General features: G+C 39.5%; 16 protein-coding genes, 1 tRNA gene and 1 pseudogene. 11 read left to right on the top strand and 7 right to left on the bottom strand.

Annotated elements, in window-relative coordinates:
• Nucleotides 1–351: 351 nt before the first annotated feature.
• On the top strand, nucleotides 352–951 hold the full coding sequence (locus B2W36_RS14505) for a methyltransferase domain-containing protein (RefSeq protein ID WP_293888335.1): 600 nt from the start codon (nucleotides 352–354) through the stop codon (nucleotides 949–951).
• Here B2W36_RS14505 and B2W36_RS14500 read toward each other — a convergent pair.
• Nucleotides 948–2480, bottom strand: coding sequence for a SulP family inorganic anion transporter (locus tag B2W36_RS14500; protein ID WP_293888333.1), 1533 nt, complete (start codon nucleotides 2478–2480; stop codon nucleotides 948–950). The genes B2W36_RS14505 and B2W36_RS14500 overlap by 4 nt on opposite strands.
• Nucleotides 2481–2583: 103 nt before the next feature.
• Between B2W36_RS14500 and B2W36_RS14495 the strand changes: the two genes are divergently transcribed.
• Nucleotides 2584–4110 carry a DUF3943 domain-containing protein gene (locus B2W36_RS14495; protein ID WP_293888331.1) on the top strand — a complete coding sequence of 509 codons (1527 nt, stop codon included), beginning with the start codon at nucleotides 2584–2586 and terminating at the stop codon, nucleotides 4108–4110.
• 41 nt (nucleotides 4111–4151) lie between these two features.
• On the opposite strand, the gene B2W36_RS14490 is transcribed toward B2W36_RS14495, so the two are convergent.
• Nucleotides 4152–5600: a L,D-transpeptidase family protein gene (locus tag B2W36_RS14490; protein ID WP_293888329.1), complete on the bottom strand. Its 1449-nt coding sequence runs from the start codon at nucleotides 5598–5600 to the stop codon at nucleotides 4152–4154.
• Between the two features lie 113 nt (nucleotides 5601–5713).
• The gene (gene fbp, locus B2W36_RS14485; RefSeq protein WP_293888327.1) at nucleotides 5714–6724 is read right to left on the bottom strand and encodes a class 1 fructose-bisphosphatase; all 1011 of its coding nucleotides are present in this window, start codon (nucleotides 6722–6724) and stop codon (nucleotides 5714–5716) included.
• A 269-nt stretch (nucleotides 6725–6993) separates the two neighbouring features.
• Here fbp and B2W36_RS14480 point away from each other — a divergent pair, with 269 nt between their 5' ends.
• The 5 genes and pseudogenes from B2W36_RS14480 (at nucleotide 6994) to B2W36_RS14460 (ending at nucleotide 8659) form a co-directional block, all read left to right on the top strand.
• Nucleotides 6994–7227, top strand: coding sequence for a hypothetical protein (locus B2W36_RS14480; protein ID WP_293880859.1), 234 nt, complete (start codon nucleotides 6994–6996; stop codon nucleotides 7225–7227).
• A gap of 245 nt (nucleotides 7228–7472) precedes the next feature.
• Nucleotides 7473–7790 carry a heavy metal-binding domain-containing protein gene (locus B2W36_RS14475; RefSeq protein ID WP_293888325.1) on the top strand — a complete coding sequence of 106 codons (318 nt, stop codon included), beginning with the start codon at nucleotides 7473–7475 and terminating at the stop codon, nucleotides 7788–7790.
• 136 nt (nucleotides 7791–7926) lie between these two features.
• Nucleotides 7927–8112, top strand: a pseudogene (locus tag B2W36_RS22670) (hypothetical protein); the annotation flags it as partial.
• A gap of 55 nt (nucleotides 8113–8167) precedes the next feature.
• Entirely contained in the window at nucleotides 8168–8446 is a 279-nt protein-coding gene (locus tag B2W36_RS14465; RefSeq protein ID WP_209575576.1) for a LapA family protein, read from the top strand.
• A 140-nt stretch (nucleotides 8447–8586) separates the two neighbouring features.
• Nucleotides 8587–8659: transfer RNA gene (locus B2W36_RS14460), tRNA-Lys, on the top strand.
• A gap of 78 nt (nucleotides 8660–8737) precedes the next feature.
• Here B2W36_RS14460 and B2W36_RS14455 read toward each other — a convergent pair.
• Both B2W36_RS14455 and B2W36_RS14450 read right to left on the bottom strand, forming a co-directional pair.
• Nucleotides 8738–9421, bottom strand: coding sequence for an MBL fold metallo-hydrolase (locus tag B2W36_RS14455; RefSeq protein WP_293888321.1), 684 nt, complete (start codon nucleotides 9419–9421; stop codon nucleotides 8738–8740).
• Nucleotides 9422–9474: 53 nt separating this feature from the next.
• Nucleotides 9475–10062: a Crp/Fnr family transcriptional regulator gene (locus B2W36_RS14450; RefSeq protein ID WP_293888319.1), complete on the bottom strand. Its 588-nt coding sequence runs from the start codon at nucleotides 10060–10062 to the stop codon at nucleotides 9475–9477.
• A 537-nt stretch (nucleotides 10063–10599) separates the two neighbouring features.
• Between B2W36_RS14450 and B2W36_RS14445 the strand changes: the two genes are divergently transcribed.
• The 4 genes from B2W36_RS14445 to B2W36_RS14430 all read left to right on the top strand — a co-directional run bounded on the left by B2W36_RS14445 (nucleotide 10600) and on the right by B2W36_RS14430 (nucleotide 13996).
• The gene (locus B2W36_RS14445; protein WP_293888317.1) at nucleotides 10600–10998 is read left to right on the top strand and encodes a Crp/Fnr family transcriptional regulator; all 399 of its coding nucleotides are present in this window, start codon (nucleotides 10600–10602) and stop codon (nucleotides 10996–10998) included.
• Between the two features lie 251 nt (nucleotides 10999–11249).
• Nucleotides 11250–12068, top strand: a complete 819-nt coding sequence (locus tag B2W36_RS14440; RefSeq protein WP_293888315.1) for an alpha/beta hydrolase — start codon at nucleotides 11250–11252, stop codon at nucleotides 12066–12068.
• Nucleotides 12055–12945, top strand: coding sequence for an EamA family transporter (locus tag B2W36_RS14435; protein WP_293888313.1), 891 nt, complete (start codon nucleotides 12055–12057; stop codon nucleotides 12943–12945). Before B2W36_RS14440 ends, B2W36_RS14435 begins: the two co-directional genes overlap by 14 nt.
• 460 nt (nucleotides 12946–13405) lie before the next feature.
• A complete protein-coding gene (locus B2W36_RS14430) occupies nucleotides 13406–13996 on the top strand; it encodes a riboflavin synthase (protein ID WP_293880877.1) in 591 nt (196 codons plus the stop codon).
• Nucleotides 13997–14065: 69 nt separating this feature from the next.
• Here B2W36_RS14430 and B2W36_RS14425 read toward each other — a convergent pair whose 3' ends face one another.
• Both B2W36_RS14425 and B2W36_RS14420 read right to left on the bottom strand, forming a co-directional pair.
• Nucleotides 14066–15865, bottom strand: a complete 1800-nt coding sequence (locus tag B2W36_RS14425; RefSeq protein WP_293880879.1) for a chloride channel protein — start codon at nucleotides 15863–15865, stop codon at nucleotides 14066–14068.
• Between the two features lie 6 nt (nucleotides 15866–15871).
• Nucleotides 15872–16810, bottom strand: a complete 939-nt coding sequence (locus B2W36_RS14420; RefSeq protein ID WP_293880881.1) for a hydrogen peroxide-inducible genes activator — start codon at nucleotides 16808–16810, stop codon at nucleotides 15872–15874.
• Nucleotides 16811–16854 lie beyond the last annotated feature (44 nt).

Genomic DNA, 16854 nt, shown 5'->3' with positions numbered 1-16854 from the left:
ATGCCGTTTCCGCATGTCCTGAAAGAATAGAATTACCCACCTAACCATCTGGTTTACAAAAGTATATTGCAGATTTAAAATGATACCTTTCACTCGAATACGAAGATCTTACCAAGTTGATTTGTGCGAATGCGATTACCGGAAATATAAAAAGTAAAACGAGTATAAAATAAAAAACAATACATCTCTTAAAGTCAATCATTTGTTCTTTATCTATTTTATGGTACGCAATGATAATATTACATTAGCAAGTAAATAGCGCGGCATTGAAAAATACGCCTGTTTAACGACGGATTTATTTCAATACTGACATAATGTTTATTTAACTTGCTCATTTATAAGGAAAAAGATATGAATTCTTCATTGTTAGATGGAAACTATTGGGACGATCGTTACAAGAACAAAGAAACGGGATGGGATATTGGATATGCCTCTCCTGCAATCGTTAGCTACGCTGAAGAATCCATTGCCAAAAATGCGCGTATTTTAATTCCTGGTTGTGGGAATGCGCATGAGGCTAAAGCTCTTCTGGATAAAGGATTCAGTCAAATAACATTATTGGATATTGCACCAAGCTTGGTTGAAAAAGTCAGCGAAGAATTCGCAGTCAGCCCCGATGTTCAGGTAATATGTCAAGATTTCTTTCAGCATCAGGGCCAATACGACTACATTATTGAACAGACCTTTTTTTGTGCTCTCCACCCATCATTACGTACAAGCTATGTACGGCAAATGCTTACCCTGTTGAAGCCTCACGGTATCCTTATAGGATTGCTGTTTAAAAGGGAATTCGCTCAGCAAGGGCCTCCTTTCGGAGGGAATCAAGAGGAATATCAGCAGCTATTCCAATCCGAGTTTGACATTTTGCAGCTAATAGATTCTTCCAATAGCATTCCACAGCGACAGGGAAACGAATTATTTATTGAATTACAAAAAAAAGCAGCAGTCTAAGTCCGCGGCATGACGTGATAGGTTGGATCTTCCATGATATTAACCACCACAACACCAGTAGCATTTTTCAATAGGGAACGGCAGTCCTCACTGAGGTGCCAAAGTTCTATTCTTTTCCCTTGTGCGGCGTAGCGCTCGGTAACTTTGTTAAGTGCATCCACAGCAGACATATCCACTACCCTGCTTTCCTTAAAATCTAATATAACACGTTCGGGATCGTTTAAAACATCAAATTTATCCAAAAAATTAGCTGTAGAACCGAAAAAAAGTGGCCCATATATTTCATAATGCATAATACCTTCAGAATCCATATATTTTCTTGCCCGAATACGCTTTGCATTATCCCAAGCAAATACAAGTGCAGATATGACTACACCGATGAGCACCGCAAGTGCCAAATTATGCAAGATCACTGTAATCGCTGCGACAAGTATCCCCACGAAAATATCCGATTTTGGAAATTTATTGACAATACGTAAACTCACCCATTGGAAGGTTCCAATCGCTACCATCATCATTACGCCGACCAGCGCTGCCATTGGTATCTGCTCAATAAAAGGCGCTCCTATTAAAATAATCAGTAAGATGGTCATTGCTCCTATAAAAGAAGAAAGCCGTGTACGTGCACCAGCATTTAAATTGACCAATGTTTGCGCGACCATGGCACATCCCCCCATTCCGCCAAAAAATCCATTGATTGCATTCGCTATCCCCTGTGCCATAGATTCACGGTTCGCATTTCCTTTTGTCGCTGTAATTTCATCGACCATGTTCAGTGTCAACAGCGATTCCACCAGCCCGACTCCTGCCATTACCAATGAATACGGAAAAATCAGCTGCAAGGTTTCCCAATTCCAAGGAACCATGGGCACATGTAAACGCGGTAAAGTTCCACTGACGGATGCTATGTCAACGACTTTCTTTGTTGGAATATCTAAAAGAGACACTACGCCAAATACCATCAGAATGGCAACCAAAGAGGCGGGGATGGCCTTTGTGATACGCGGAAATCCAATTACAATCAGCATCGTCAACAAAGTCAGTCCGCCCATGATGTACAACGTTGTACCTGACATCCATACCGCGTCGCTTCCAGAGCTTACTTTAAATTGCACCACTTGAGCCATAAATATGATTATGGCCAAACCATTCAAAAAGCCATACATCACAGGCTGGGGAATTAAGCGCACAAATTTTCCCCACCTAAATAGCCCTACCAAAAATTGAAAAATGCCAGCCAATACAACTGCAGCAAAGAGATAATCTATTCCATGGCTTGCTGCAAGCGCCATCAAGACAACCACAGTGGCTCCCGCACCCCCGGATACCATTCCAGGCCTACCGCCCAGAATGGAAGTAACCAACCCCATCAAGAATGCGGCATAAAGTCCCGTTAAAGGTGGCAGCCCCGCTAAAATAGCAAAAGAGAGCGACTCCGGAATCATCGTCATTGCAACTGTTAGTCCGGCGAACAGCTCATTCTTAAGATTGATCGATTTTATATTAACTATGTCGAAGGTATTGTTCATTTCTAAATTACTTGAACCACGATAAAACGCATCAAAGGTACTAATCGCACAAACACTTTTATGCTATATTTGTTATTCTTTACAAATTTTATTGCAAAACAGTATGTTTATCTCTTTCAAACTACGCGCGATTAGCTTTCATTATAGTCTTATTATATTTTTCTATCTCTTGCTTGTTCAGCTCGGGAGCAGCAGAGCAGCAATTCTAGCCGATAGCGACTCGCTAATACCTTCAGAACGTCTGTCTCGATTTAAACTTTTCGATAAATATAACGTGTTTCACGATAACAATCCGCAATTGTGGGAACACCATCCCATCTTCAACACACAACAAACTGACAGTATATTCGATTATCAGAAAAAAAACTTTTTAAGAGCTGGAATTGAATGGTTTTCCATCCAGGCCATTCCAGCCTCCGTAAATTACTTCATCCGTAAAGATCCTGTTTCGCATATTTCTTTTAAAAATTTTTTCAGCCATTTAAAACTCTCAGCGTGGACGTGGGATGATAATCTTTTCGCAACAAACCAAATGGCACACCCCTATCATGGGCAGTTTTATTTCAATTCGTTTCGATCCAACAATTATAGTTTCCTGCAATCAACAGCTGCCACCGTTGCCGGTAGCTATATCTGGGAGACTGCAGGTGAAACCGAGCCACCTTCCATCAATGATATCATCAATACAAGCTTTGGTGGAACAATTTTAGGTGAAATGACCCATAGACTATCGCATCATATTCTTTCCCGCCCAAGTTTGACCAAAGGACAGCGCAATAAAAAAGAGCTACTGGCGATGCTGATCAATCCAATAAATGGGCTTAATCGGCTTCTGGATGGGCGCTGGGGCAATAAGGTCAAAGGTGCCGTTATCGACAGTTCCTTGGTTCACACCGAAGTTGAATTGGGGCTAAGGCGCTTTGACGCCAAGGAACACGATGTATTAAATAAAGGGAAAAATGATATCTACGCACGTATCAAATTGATTTATACAAACGATGATTTAGATAAAAAGAAACCTTTTGATGACTTCTTCCTCAACTTAGAACTTGGATCAGATGATAGTTCTATCGTTAATGCTGTCAATGTATATGCCTCGCTATATGGTAGTCGTATTCTATCTAATTTAACAGGCCGCCACCGTGGCATAGTGTCTGCACATTTCGACTTCCTACGCAACGAAGCTTTTTACTATGGATCACAGAGTATCAATTATAATGTCTTTTCCAACTTCAATATCGGCAGCCGTAGCAAGCTAACAACCATTCTTGGCGGTGGCCCTGTGGTATTAGCCGCTGTACCAGATCCCTATCTCCATTTTGGTGAAAGCCGTACATATGATTATGGTCCCGGAGCAGATGTTCGCGCTTCAGCCACATTGAGCACATTAAATCGCTTTAAATTTGGTGTAGACTATCGTGGTGGTTATTTTGTAACCATCAGTGGCAATAAGTCGCACCATTTTCTACATACCGCATCCACGAGCGCTTCCATGCGTATCTGGAAAAACTTCGGTGTAAACCTTTACTCCGGCTACTTCAGATTGGAAGGTCACTATCAAGACCATAACAATGTGAACAAAGATTATCCTTTTGTTCGGATAGCACTTGCCTATAACTCCCAATACTAACTAATAGCAAAGGCTTAACTCGAGGTGTTAAGCCATTGCTATTAGTTAGCCCAATATCTCTTTAACGCCTCTTTCAAGCGCGGATCATAACCATAGATATCAGGATATGTAACAATGTTCCCTCCATCATCCAACCAAGTCGTATAATAGGTGATGTAAACTGGCATCTGGCGTTTAAGAGTGACCCAACGAGACTTCGAAATCGAATCTGTGGTAATTTCCTTCGCAATTTTTTCGGCCTGTTTCTCATTATTGACGAGGTAAGATGCCAAATCCACGGGTTTTTCCACACGAACACAGCCGTGGCTGACGGCTCGATTACTTTGCCCGAACATTTGCTTTGCCGGCGTGTCGTGTAGGTAAATGGAATATGGATTCTCAAATAAAAATTTCACATTCCCCAAGGAATTATCCGAACCTGGATTCTGTTTAAAACGAAAGTTCTCGACAGAATCGGAATTCCAGTTGACAGTGGCAGGATCCACTTGTTTACCTTTGTAATAAGCAACCATGTTGCGCGACGCCAGGTAGTTTGGATTATTTCGGACGCTTGCTAATATCTCCTTTTTAACAATACTATTTGGAATATTCCACACCGGATTAACTTGCATGGCATCCAACATGCCCTGCATAACAGGAGTTTCATGGTTCTCGCCTTTTCGTGAATAGGCGGGATTTTCTGTTTCACCTACGCATACATTCATTAATTGGATTGTCTTTCCATCTTCCATAATATGCAGACGCTGTTCAGGGATATTAACAAAGACATATCTTTCTGGAAAATCCTGTCCCATCCAACGTAATTTTTCCAATACCATTAGCACTTGGCTCCGTTGCGTACCAGATAAATTTCCACTTTGCAACAGATTCTGAAACTTAACGTAGTATTGGTTTTTAGGTTGGATATCAGTCAATACAGTTCCAATTTTCACACTGTCCAGCAAGTGCACAACTTTGCTATAGTTCATGCGCTTTTGAGGAACAAAATATCGTCCATAGAGCCGCTTGGGGTTTACAACACCATACTTTAAGCTACTTACATAAGCTACCAGTCCATCTGTGCTCAATAAATCAAGCTTAGCTAATAAAGGGTAGACCTCCGCAACCTCTTTAGTTTTCAGCTTCCGCAGAGAAAACAAGGTTTCTTTAATGGCTGAAGTATGGAAATAACTAGTACGAATGCCATGTTCCTCACTTCGTTCAAAATACGCCAGCAATGTATCAATGCTACCATCAAAGAGATGTTCCGAAATTAAAGTCATGCCGTCCGTAGAATCAGCTAATTCCTTCATCCAGCTTGGATTAACCAACTTCGATTTTTCCTTACTGTACACTTCATGGAAGATTTTTACATACGCAATTGTATCAAAATCTTTATAGGATTTATTTTCAAACCCCTTCGCCAAAACATCGCCATATGTAGGAGGATTCTCTTTACAAGAAAAAAACACTACTGAAACAAACGAAACAAACACTGAAAAACGTAACATACGACAAATCATGAAAAGAAATGGCTTCGCAATAATGAAGCCATTTTCTGAGTGTAAAGATAAATAATTCTTATGGTCTAAAGAATCTTACCTGTCATTGAATTACTACAGATTCAATCAATGTATTTTTTTAAGAAATCTTCCAGTAGTTCGACCATATCGGTATTACCCAAAAAAGCAGCTGATCGTTGATGCAAAGTTGTAGGTTCAATATCCAGTATACGCTGAGCGCCATTAGAAGCTTTGCCCCCTGCCTGCTCAATAATGAATGCAATGGGGTTGCATTCATACATCAATCTCAATTTGCCATTAGGATGTGCAGAGGTTGTTGGATAAAGAAAGATTCCTCCCTTAAGGAGATTGCGGTGAATATCCGCCACCATTGAGCCAATATACCGCGAAGCATATGGCCGCTGCGTTGCACGATCTTCCGTTTGGCAATATTTAATATACTGCTTTACCCCGTTCGGAAATTTAGAATAATTACCCTCGTTAATCGAGTAGATCTGACCTGAAGCAGGAATTTTCATATCTGGATGAGATAAACAAAACTCACCGATCGAAGGATCCAATGTGAAGCCATTTACACCCTTTCCTGTCGTGTATACTAACATCGTCGAACTACCATAGATCACATAACCAGCCGCTACCTGCTTTGTCCCGTGCTGTAAAATGTCATTGCTATTGCAGGAAACGCCCGTGTCAGATATCCTCCTGTAGATAGAGAAGATTGTCCCGACAGACACATTTACATCAATATTGCTTGAACCATCCAATGGGTCAATACATACAATATATTTCGCATTTTTGGAAATCCCAGATTGGATATACACTGGATTTTCATGTTCCTCGGACGCAACCACACAACACTCTCCCCCACTTTGCAATGCATTAATAAATTGTTCATCCGCATAAACATCCAGCTTCTTTTGTCCTTCGCCTTGTATATTGACTTGTCCGGCATCGCCTAAAATATCAACTAATCCGGCCTTATTAACCTCTCTATTTACAATCTTTGCTGCGATCCCAATATCGCGTAAGAGACGGGAGAGCTCACCTTTGGCATATGGAAAATCAGCCTGTTTTTCAATAATAAATTGACCTAATGTAGTTATACCACTCATAATATTGTTTTATTGGATATTTGTTGCACAAAGCTAAAAAAGTTAAGCAAGTTTTAGCCAACACATCGCTTTAATAGCGAGCATTTTAGCAACATAAATACGCAATCGTTTGCACTTAATTTTGCAAACTTTTTTTTGCTAAAACGTTTATTAGCTATAAAAAAAACAATAAAAACAGAAAGCAAGGACCAAATTTAAAATAACGACGTCCAGAAAAAAAAGCAAAAAATGCTAAGTATTTCGTAATTTTGGCTAAATATTTTAAAACAATGCAGCAACTTTTACAAGTTATAGAAAAGGAAAAATTAGGCAGTCAGGTGGCAAAGCAACATACTATGATCATTGACGATAAACAGATCGTACACGGTGCCCTTTTTATGATAAAAACTGCTCGAAAAACATTTAAACTGATGATTCCTGCTCCTTTTCATGAAGAAATCCTGAAAAATGAAGCAACCATCAGCACCTTGATCAAACATCCACATGCAATGCTCCTATCTTAATCTCATATACTGATTATCTCAACGACAACACGAAAGCCCTCCTATTCTGCGTAGTATAGCGTGAATTCAGTAAAATTCTTTTGACATCGCAATCTACCACCTTAAGGCGATAAATAGTTCTGCTGACAAGATGGAAGCCTACCGAAAAATACCTATTAACCTGCAAAAATTTTACAATAGATCCTGATAATAATGTAAATTCCCAGCTAAAATAACCGTTAACTTTATTCGACAAAGATAACGCTATGCAACACCACTATAAACTTTCCGGTATGTCCTGCGAAAAATGTAGCACAACGATCGAGCAGACGAACCATCAATATACCTGTCCCATGCATCCCGAAATTGTACAGGAGCATCCAGGAAATTGTCCCATATGCGAAATGGACTTAGTAACTATGGCGAATGGTAGTGATGAGGCAGAAGATCAAACATATCGTGATCTACGTATGAAATTATGGATTTCCATACTATTCACTATTCCTATATTTGTGCTTTCCATGGGCGAAATGCTTTCCGGCAATCCAGTAGGAAAAATTATGCTTCAAAGTTGGTCCGGATGAGTACAGCTCATGTTATGTTTACCAGTTTTCGTTTATACCTGCTGGTCTTTTTTTCAACGGGGTTGGATATCTTCCCTAACGTGGCGAATTAAAAGGCCAAGGCAAAGCTTCTAAGTCACAAAATATTGCATAATATAAGGAAAATTTAGGTTTTGCCTTTCTCTATAACGCGCTCGGTATTCCAGTGGTGTCAGGTCTGCTGTATCCATCGTTCGTAATTCTACTGTCACCGATGATTGCTGCCACTGCCATGAGTTTCAGTTCAGTTTCGGTTATCTTAAGTTCACTACGCTTAAATCGTGCAAAGATCGACATCAATTAAAAACAGATATTCCCTATATTCGCTGTTATAATAATGATACATAGTCTATAGAAACATGCGTAATATCTTTTTAATTTTCATAACGGTGATCGTCACAGTGGTCTGTGTCAAAAACCCACAATCGGTGCCGCTCAATTTTCTCGGAGAAACACAGGTCGCACTATGGAAGCTGCTATTAGCCTTTTTTATTGCCGGAATCGCATTTGTATTCGTCCTAAAAATCGGAAAGAAGAAACAAGAGGTGTATGAACAGGACAATATAGACGAATCTGACGAAGAGAGCAACGAACGAAAGCCCCAATTATCGGAAGAAGACCGGGAATTCCTCTCCTAAAACAAAAAATAAATCACTAAAAATGAAGCCGTAAAGAGCTAGACCGCATTTTTATCACATAAATACTTGCGAGAAATAGGGATTAACCCTATCTTTGCATCACTTCAAACAAGGAACGGTAGTTCATAAATAAGAAGTAAGATTCCGTAGCTCAGCTGGTAGAGCAATACACTTTTAATGTATGGGTCCTGGGTTCGAATCCCAGCGGGATCACAAAAGAAAAGCTAATCTTACGATTAGCTTTTCTTTGTTTAAGCTCGTCGGTATTCGTAATTGATTTTTCCTAATAAACTAAAACTTACTGCTGCATTCAGTGACGAACCGCTCAAACTTCCGATCTGTATTTCTCATAACGGGGCCATGTCCAAAACAGATAATGGAAGGGGCCAGTTTTGCTAACTTCTCGAGTGATCTAATGTTGAGCTGTTGATCCGAAGTGAATAAATTTGGCGGCAGGTGCAAACCAGACTTTGTCGTAAGCAAACTCATATTTGTTGCTGCATCACCGATGATCAGTACACCATCATGTTCGCGGAACAAAGAAATATGCCCAGTAGAATGTCCCGGTGTCTCTATTATCCTAAAGTTTCCAATCGTATCATTTTCAACAACTGTACAGCTCACGGCATGCCCCTGACCTGCCCAATACTTCTGCTGTAGCTTTGCTATCCAATGATGCCGATTGGGATAGTCTTTAGTGACCAAGCCCGTTTCGATCCTAAAAACTTCATCGGGATGACATAATAAGGGTATCGCAAACTCAGCGCACAACTGATCCGAACAGCCTTGGTGGTCCGGATGAGCATGAGTGAGTACATGCTGGTAAATGGGGATTTCCTGAAGTGCTTTCTGGATAGTGCTATAGGAGTTCCGTATTCCGGAGTCGACCAATACACCTTCGATAACATAGCAATTGACACTGTTTCGTGGTAGCAGTGACAGCTGGAATACTTCGCGAGCAATTTGACGTAACATAGTTTTTTGTGCAAACCTACACCGCATATCAGAAGAATTAAAGGACATTTGTCCTATAAGATACCCAATCGTAATATTTGATGTTTCGCCCGGGTAAGCGATCGCTGTGTAATACCTAAATACGATGCCAGATCCTGCGTTGCAGTCCGCTGGATCAGCATCGGCTCATTCAATAGCACATAGCGATACTTGTCTAAAGCTGACCTATTGTTATAATTTAACAGATAACTTTCCTTTTGGCTATACTCCCGCTCCATCACAGATTTTACAACTCCATGCCAACTATTCACTTGGCGTAGCAGATATTGGTAATCGGCGTAGTTTATGCTAAAGATTACACTATCTTCGATTGCCCTAATACTCCTTCTAGATTCTTTTTGCGCAACAAACTCCGAAAAAGAAGTGACAAACTCATTTTCAAATTTAAAACAGGTTATATTTTCTGATCCTTCGCGATCTAAAGCGTATGCTTTTACAGCACCGCTAGCGATAAATCCAATATAACGGCAGGGTTCATCCTCACGGATAAAAAAATCACCTTTTCTTAAGTAAGTCGGCTTGAAAAACTGTACAGAAAAGCTAATTTCTTCCACAGACAGTTCTGTTATGGATAACAGATAATTTGTTAAAACATGAGTCATATTACCAATCTTTCTCACTTAATTTTTTTCGAACTCCGTGGATCTAACGTACAATTCGGTCCTCAAATCTAACAATTCTTTTACAATACCAACTTCCAATCGGTCACTGTTTAGATGAGTCTTATGAAAACCCCTATTTCCATGGATTTTTTTTAAAAGGCGAATTTAATAATCTTGTTATGCGCGCTAAATATGATAACCGATGAAAAATTTTGCATAATTTATTTTGACCATTTTGAACCTGCCTAATCTTGCCCCAAGATGAATCAGTGGACACTGATTTGCTAGAGTTTCGCGAAAAAAATAAGGGTTTGATTGAAGAAGGTATTAAATTGGTTTTTCGCCTCAGCAGAAAAAAACCTTGTACAGATTTCACCAATGAACAGATGCTCTTGAAGGGAGTATCCTCTTTTTATCGGCTGCCGTAACGACTTAGATAAAGAAATATACAATCCACTAAAAAGTGTTATTCATGCGATCATTTCATTAACTTTGTCCATCGGCTTAACAGGCATTAAAAACTAACAGCCGCTCCTGATGATAGAAAAACTCCTCTTCGAAATGAATAGCTATGCGGCGCTTAGCCTGGACACAACGGAAGTTTTGAAAACGATCTGTCATGTAAAACAGTTCAAAAAAAACGAACTCATCCTACGCGCTGGAGAATATGCGAAATACTATTACTTCGTCTGCAAGGGACTATTAGGCTATTATAGACCGGATGCTGATGGCAATATCGTCTACAAATTATTTTTCGAGGAAAACAGCTTTTGTGCTTCTACTGCTGCAATCATCGAAGAAAGACCAAGTAAATTCAGTATCGTTGCACTCGAAGATGTCCAATTGATCCAGTATTCCGCTAAAGTGTTTCGCGAACTTATGGCAACCCACCATGATCTAGCACTTTTTCAGATTGCTTATCTCGAAAAGAATTGAGTCGTAAAAAAAGAACCACTTGAAATTGAACTCAAATGGAAATCTGCCAAAGAGCGGTATATAGAGCTTCATAAAAATCAATCGCTTTTTAAAAGACTGAAACAACACCATATAGCGTCTTATCTAGGAGTAACGCCAACACAGCTGAGCCGAATCCGTAAAGAATTAAAATCATAATTCCATCAACATTTGTACATGTTCTCTACATTTAAACTTTAGAATTTTGTCCTATAAAGATAAATTATTAGGACATGAAAATAATATGCACACTCCTACTCTCTGCTCTTATCCTACCGCTAACAGCTCAACAGGTAATCAGAACAAAAGTCCATAGTGAAAAGATGGACAAAAATATCGAGACCATTATCGTTACACCCGACATCCAACATGGAGTTCAATATAAAACGGTCTATATTCTTCATGGTTATAGTGGCAATCCAGACCGCACTTTGCAGGACGATATTCCCGACTTACTTCAAAAAGCAAAAACATTTCAAACTATTTATGTTCTGCCCAATGGAAATTTCAATTCCTGGTACGTGGATAGCCCCATAAATCCTCATTCACAATACAGCTCTTTTATCGGTGCCGAACTCGTCAACTACATCGACCAGCACTACCCCACCTTACCGTATAGAAGTGCTCGAGGGATACTCGGCTGGAGCATGGGTGGTTATGGAGCGCTACACATCGGTATAGCTTATCCGCACACCTTTTCAATTGTCGGAAGCTCCTGCGGTGCCATAGATTTCGATCGCTTCGGAAAAGGATATCAAGGCTATCAGGTAGACCAAGTACTGGGAGATTTAAAAGCTCTAAACGACAGCGAACGGATTTACAGCAATGAAGATAGGATGATGCAAAATGAGCAGCACTATATTATCGATTGTGGAACCGAAGACCAACAAATGCTGGAAATGAACAGAACATTTCATAAGCATCTGACCAGCAAAAATATCGAGCACTTATATATGGAATCAAAAGGAGGACATGATACAGCCTACTGGAGCAAATCATTATCACAGCAATTGGCTTTATTTCAAAACTATTTTCAAAATGAAGGACTATAAATCAACACTCTATGTCGCTGCTGGTGCTTGCAGTTACGGACTTCTTGCAACAATTGTAAAATATGCCAATCATTTAGGTATACATACCAGCTTGTTGACCTTTTTGCAATTTATGTTCGGATTTCTCGTTTTGTTGGCATTGAATCTTTTATCAAAACGCAACATAGAAGAATATAGCGTCATCAAATTCTCATCGAAAATTAAATTGATGATCTGGGGCATTTCTCTAGGGCTGACAACAACACTTTATTATCTATCCATTCAATACGTTCCAGTATCCATTGGGATTATTCTACTGATGCAGTCTATTTGGATTAGTTTAGTTGCAGAAGCATTGCTTCTAAAAAAATTCCCATCACGTGGAAAAATAATAGGTGTTATTATTGTCCTACTCGGAACAGCCTTTGCTATAAATATATTGCAAAATGATATTGCCCTTAACTACAAAGGAATACTATTAGGTTTCGGAGCCGGGATAAGTTATGCACTAGCGATTTATGCGTCAAGTTCTATAGAGAAGCAATTACCAAGTCTAGTGCGCAGCCAATTCCTAGTTCTCGGCGGACTATTACTCATCGTGGTATTTTGGAATATTGATATCGTCCGGTATATGCAAATTGAAGCATTACCCTGGGGACTGCTTATTGCGATCTTTGGCACCATCCTTCCGCCTTTATTATTTACCAAAGGCATACCTCAAACTGGAATAGCAATGGGTAATATAATTTCAAGCCTAGAGATTCCTATTTCAACACTCTCTGCCATGTTTGTTTTGCAGGAAGTCGTAACGGGATTTCAGTGGTTTGGCATACTGCTTATTTTAACCGCTGTAATCATCATCAATTTACGTAATCAGCACGAGCTAACCAGCGTGTAAATTTGTTATATTCCCATACTTTTATTCAATAAACCTTCACGAATACATGCTATGCCTGATCCGCACAAAGTGTCGACATAACAAAGAAAGCAAAAACTTACAATCAAGATGTGGTGGAATAACTATGAAAAATAGGTGCTAAAAAAAAGCTTAGCATTGGTCGGGCGACCTGCTAAGCTTTTATAAATACCTCTTTGTAGAGGCAATCAACCTAAACCTATTACAAAGATAATGGTTCAAATGATATAAACAAAAATTTTGTTATATTTTTTTTCAACTCCCATAAATTTGCTTTAGGATAGCCTTCACAAAAGGATTAGTAAGTGTAAAATGTACACTACAATCTTTTCACATTTTTTTAATGTTATTCTCATGAACTTTACTGCCCATTTTTGTAGGAGCTAAACATAGATGATTCATTTAATTATTTAGTAACTTTGAATCAATCAAAAAAAGCATCATGTTTACTGGAATTATAGAAACGCTAGGAAAAATAGAAAATATCGAACAGGACAAAAGCAATCTTCATTTTTATGTCAGTTCCGCTATTTCCAATGAACTTAAAATAGACCAAAGTGTGAGCCACAATGGGGTATGCCTTACCGTGGTGGGATTGAACAACGATCTTCATCAGGTAACGGCAATTGACGAAACGCTGCAAAAGACAAATTTGGCACAATTAAAAGTGGGAGACTTGATCAACCTGGAGCGCTGTACCTTGGCTGGTGGAAGATTTGACGGACATATCGTCCAAGGGCATGTTGATCAGATTGCCAGTTGCATAGCCAAGCGCGACGAAAATGGTAGTTATGTTTTTACCTTTCAATACGATATCTCCAAACAAAATATTACCGTAGAAAAGGGATCCATTACTGTAAATGGTATCAGCTTGACAGTCGTAGATTCAAGAGACGATCAATTTTCAGTCGCAATCATTCCATATACACTCGAACATACTAACTTGCAACATGTGGAAGTAGGTAGCACAGTCAATCTCGAGTTTGATATCATCGGGAAATATGTCAGCAAGATCATGGCTTTGCGTCGGTAAGAAATTCTTTAAGCTTTCTCGGGTCTAAATCTACCCGAGAAAGCTTATACCAAAGATGACGTGTTCTAGCTATTCCAAATAATGCCCCTGACGTATCAGTAATGCGCGGTACTTATTAAATACACTCGATTTGGAAACGAAGCCCATATATTTGTTTTCGGGCCCTAAAACAGGAAGTATCCAGGTATCATCCTTATTCATTTTGGCCATCACAATTTCCATATTTTCATTGATTCCTACTGTATCATTTGGCTTCTGAGCTAATTTTTCAAAGGTCGTATCTCCCCCCTCTACTTCGCCCAATAACGCTGAAAATAGAAACTCGCTATAAAGAAGCCCAATAAATTTGCCCTCGTAATCGACCACCGGAAAGATATTACGCTTACTATGGATAATGTCCGTTTGCCTACTTTTAGGTGTTTCATCAGGACGCAGGATGACAAAATTAGTTTCCAATACATATTTTATTCGCATCATACTTAGTACCGATCGATCCTTATCCTCATATGAAATCAGATCCCCAGATTCCGCCAATACTTTTGTATAAATGGAGTGTTTCAATACGGTCCGATTGATCAAATAAGAAATTGAACATACCAACATCAACGGGACCATTAATGTGTAACCTCCGGTCACCTCTGCAATCAAAAATATACCAGTTAACGGAGCATGCATAATGCCACTCAAAGCACCAGCCATTCCCGCTACCACAAAATTTGGTACATTTAACTCGGCAATTCCAGTCAAGTTTATCCCGTATGAAAACGCGAAGCCCAACAGGCCTCCCATTACCAAACTTGGTCCAAAAACGCCCCCGTTGCCTCCCCCATTCAATGTAAACAATGCAGCAAAGGATTTTCCAAATAACGTCAATATCGTATAACCAAAGACCACTAAGCCAATGTCCTTATAATTCGAAAACAAGCTATTTTTAACAATCGAGTTAAACTGCCCGTTGAGAATTTGCTGTATGGTAATGTATCCCTCACCGTACAATGCGGGAAATATAAAAATCATCAAACCTAAGGAAATACCACTCACCCAAACTTTGTTATAGGGATTCTTAATGTTTGCAAACCATTTTCCAACAGTTCTGGAAACACGCGCAAAATAAATGGTATAAAGACCAATAAGTACCGCCAGCAGCAAATAAAATAGTAACGCCGAAACCTGCCAATCGGAATTAAACGTACTAAATAGAGGTTCATTGTACAAGACTCGCGACACTACTGAAGCCAGGGCCGAGGAAATTAATAAAGGAATAAACACAGGAATAGAAAATTCAGGCAGTAAAATCTCAATCGCAAAAATCATTCCCGCCAAAGGGCTGTTGAACGCCCCTGAAATTCCCGCTGCGGCTCCGCAAGCCAATAACATGGTGACTTCCTTATACTGTAAACCAAAAAAGCGGGCTATATTAGAACCAATAGAAGACCCACCCAAAGCAACTGGAGCCTCCAAACCACAAGATCCACCAAAACCCACGGTAATGGCAGAGGTGACTACCTGAGAATAAATATTACTCGGGTCTAACCGGCTTCCCTTGCGACTAATGGCATAGATGATCGGTGTAATACCGTGCTCCATCTTCTTCCCTTTTAAAAACTTGCGGACAAAAAATACACTAAGCAAGATCCCGATCAATGGAAAAATCAAATAGACTGAGTACTTTACCTTCCAATCAATATCATCTTGTATAGTTGCCGCAATAAAATGAGTCAGCCTCTTCAGGACAGACGCCATGATACCGCCAACAATTCCCACCAAAAATGCCAATAGAATGATAAAATTTCTGTTCGAAACTTTTTTCATCCGCCATTGGTTAATTTGGTCTATCTTTCTAAAAAAACGTCCTTTGAGGTTTCCCATATTATCTTATTGAAAGCTCAACACTTCCTTCTTCTTTTTTGTTTTAAATTTATCAGGCACTACGGCTAGTATTTCTTTTTCTAAGGCCTGGATTGCATGTCTTTTGACGTAATTTTGGGTCGTTACCAAGGATATTTCCCGTACCGGTTCTGGCGATTTGAAATAACGGATCCGATCCAATTGTTCATCAGAATAATCCCAGATCGATAATTCTGGCAATATCGTAATTCCGTCGTTGACATCCACCATGCGCTTTAACGTCTCTACACTACCCGTATTGTACTCGAATCTTCCTGTAAGATCTTGATTGTGCTTGTGGTGACAAATATTAAGTACTTGACCGCGCATGCAATGGCCTTCATTAAGTAACCAAAGCTTATCGTCAGCAATATCATCACCACTAAGTATTTTCTTTGAAAATAGGGAACTATTGGTCGAAATATAAGCAACAAAGTTTTCATAAAACAAAGGCGATTCCAATATCCCAGGGTCATTTAACGGAGTTGACAACACACCACAATCCAAAAGTCCGACTTTCAATTCATGAACAATTCGTTCTGTCGTATATTCCCATATCTGCAATTGTAGTTTCGGATACTTCTCCATAAATGTGGACAACACATTTGGAAGTAAATAAGGGGCAATTGTTGGAATGACACCGACCTTTAACGTGCCTTCAATTTCTCCTTTTTTATCTTGAACAATTTCATTGATCTTCCGGCTTTCTGTTAAGACTAGTCGAGCCTGAAGAATAATTTTCTCGCCGATTTCTGTTGGAATAACAGGCTGTCGACTGCGATCAAAGATTTTCGCTCCTAAAGACTCTTCAAGTTTTTGAATTTGCATGCTCAATGTTGGCTGCGTGACAAAACATTTTTCGGCAGCTGCAACAAAACTTCGGTAGGTATCAACAGCTACAATATATTCCAATTGGATTAAGGTCATCTTACTATCTTTAAAGCACAAAACTACGAATCCTGTCGTAAACC

This window comes from Sphingobacterium sp. UBA3549, from assembly GCF_002376635.1.
Classification (GTDB): Bacteria; Bacteroidota; Bacteroidia; order Sphingobacteriales; family Sphingobacteriaceae; genus Sphingobacterium.
This window is presented reverse-complemented; position numbering and strand designations above follow the sequence as displayed.

Excerpts from the sequence above, each read along its gene's own strand:
- B2W36_RS14505 (WP_293888335.1), top strand. The coding sequence starts at position 352 with ATGAATTCTTCATTGTTAGATGGAAACTATTGGGACGATCGTTACAAG.
- B2W36_RS14500 (WP_293888333.1), bottom strand. The coding sequence starts at position 2,480 with ATGAACAATACCTTCGACATAGTTAATATAAAATCGATCAATCTTAAG.
- B2W36_RS14495 (WP_293888331.1), top strand. The coding sequence starts at position 2,584 with ATGTTTATCTCTTTCAAACTACGCGCGATTAGCTTTCATTATAGTCTT.
- B2W36_RS14490 (WP_293888329.1), bottom strand. The coding sequence starts at position 5,600 with ATGTTACGTTTTTCAGTGTTTGTTTCGTTTGTTTCAGTAGTGTTTTTT.
- fbp (WP_293888327.1), bottom strand. The coding sequence starts at position 6,724 with ATGAGTGGTATAACTACATTAGGTCAATTTATTATTGAAAAACAGGCT.
- B2W36_RS14480 (WP_293880859.1), top strand. The coding sequence starts at position 6,994 with ATGCAGCAACTTTTACAAGTTATAGAAAAGGAAAAATTAGGCAGTCAG.
- B2W36_RS14475 (WP_293888325.1), top strand. The coding sequence starts at position 7,473 with ATGCAACACCACTATAAACTTTCCGGTATGTCCTGCGAAAAATGTAGC.
- B2W36_RS14465 (WP_209575576.1), top strand. The coding sequence starts at position 8,168 with ATGCGTAATATCTTTTTAATTTTCATAACGGTGATCGTCACAGTGGTC.
- B2W36_RS14455 (WP_293888321.1), bottom strand. The coding sequence starts at position 9,421 with ATGTTACGTCAAATTGCTCGCGAAGTATTCCAGCTGTCACTGCTACCA.
- B2W36_RS14450 (WP_293888319.1), bottom strand. The coding sequence starts at position 10,062 with ATGACTCATGTTTTAACAAATTATCTGTTATCCATAACAGAACTGTCT.
- B2W36_RS14445 (WP_293888317.1), top strand. The coding sequence starts at position 10,600 with ATGATAGAAAAACTCCTCTTCGAAATGAATAGCTATGCGGCGCTTAGC.
- B2W36_RS14440 (WP_293888315.1), top strand. The coding sequence starts at position 11,250 with ATGAAAATAATATGCACACTCCTACTCTCTGCTCTTATCCTACCGCTA.
- B2W36_RS14435 (WP_293888313.1), top strand. The coding sequence starts at position 12,055 with ATGAAGGACTATAAATCAACACTCTATGTCGCTGCTGGTGCTTGCAGT.
- B2W36_RS14430 (WP_293880877.1), top strand. The coding sequence starts at position 13,406 with ATGTTTACTGGAATTATAGAAACGCTAGGAAAAATAGAAAATATCGAA.
- B2W36_RS14425 (WP_293880879.1), bottom strand. The coding sequence starts at position 15,865 with ATGGGAAACCTCAAAGGACGTTTTTTTAGAAAGATAGACCAAATTAAC.
- B2W36_RS14420 (WP_293880881.1), bottom strand. The coding sequence starts at position 16,810 with ATGACCTTAATCCAATTGGAATATATTGTAGCTGTTGATACCTACCGA.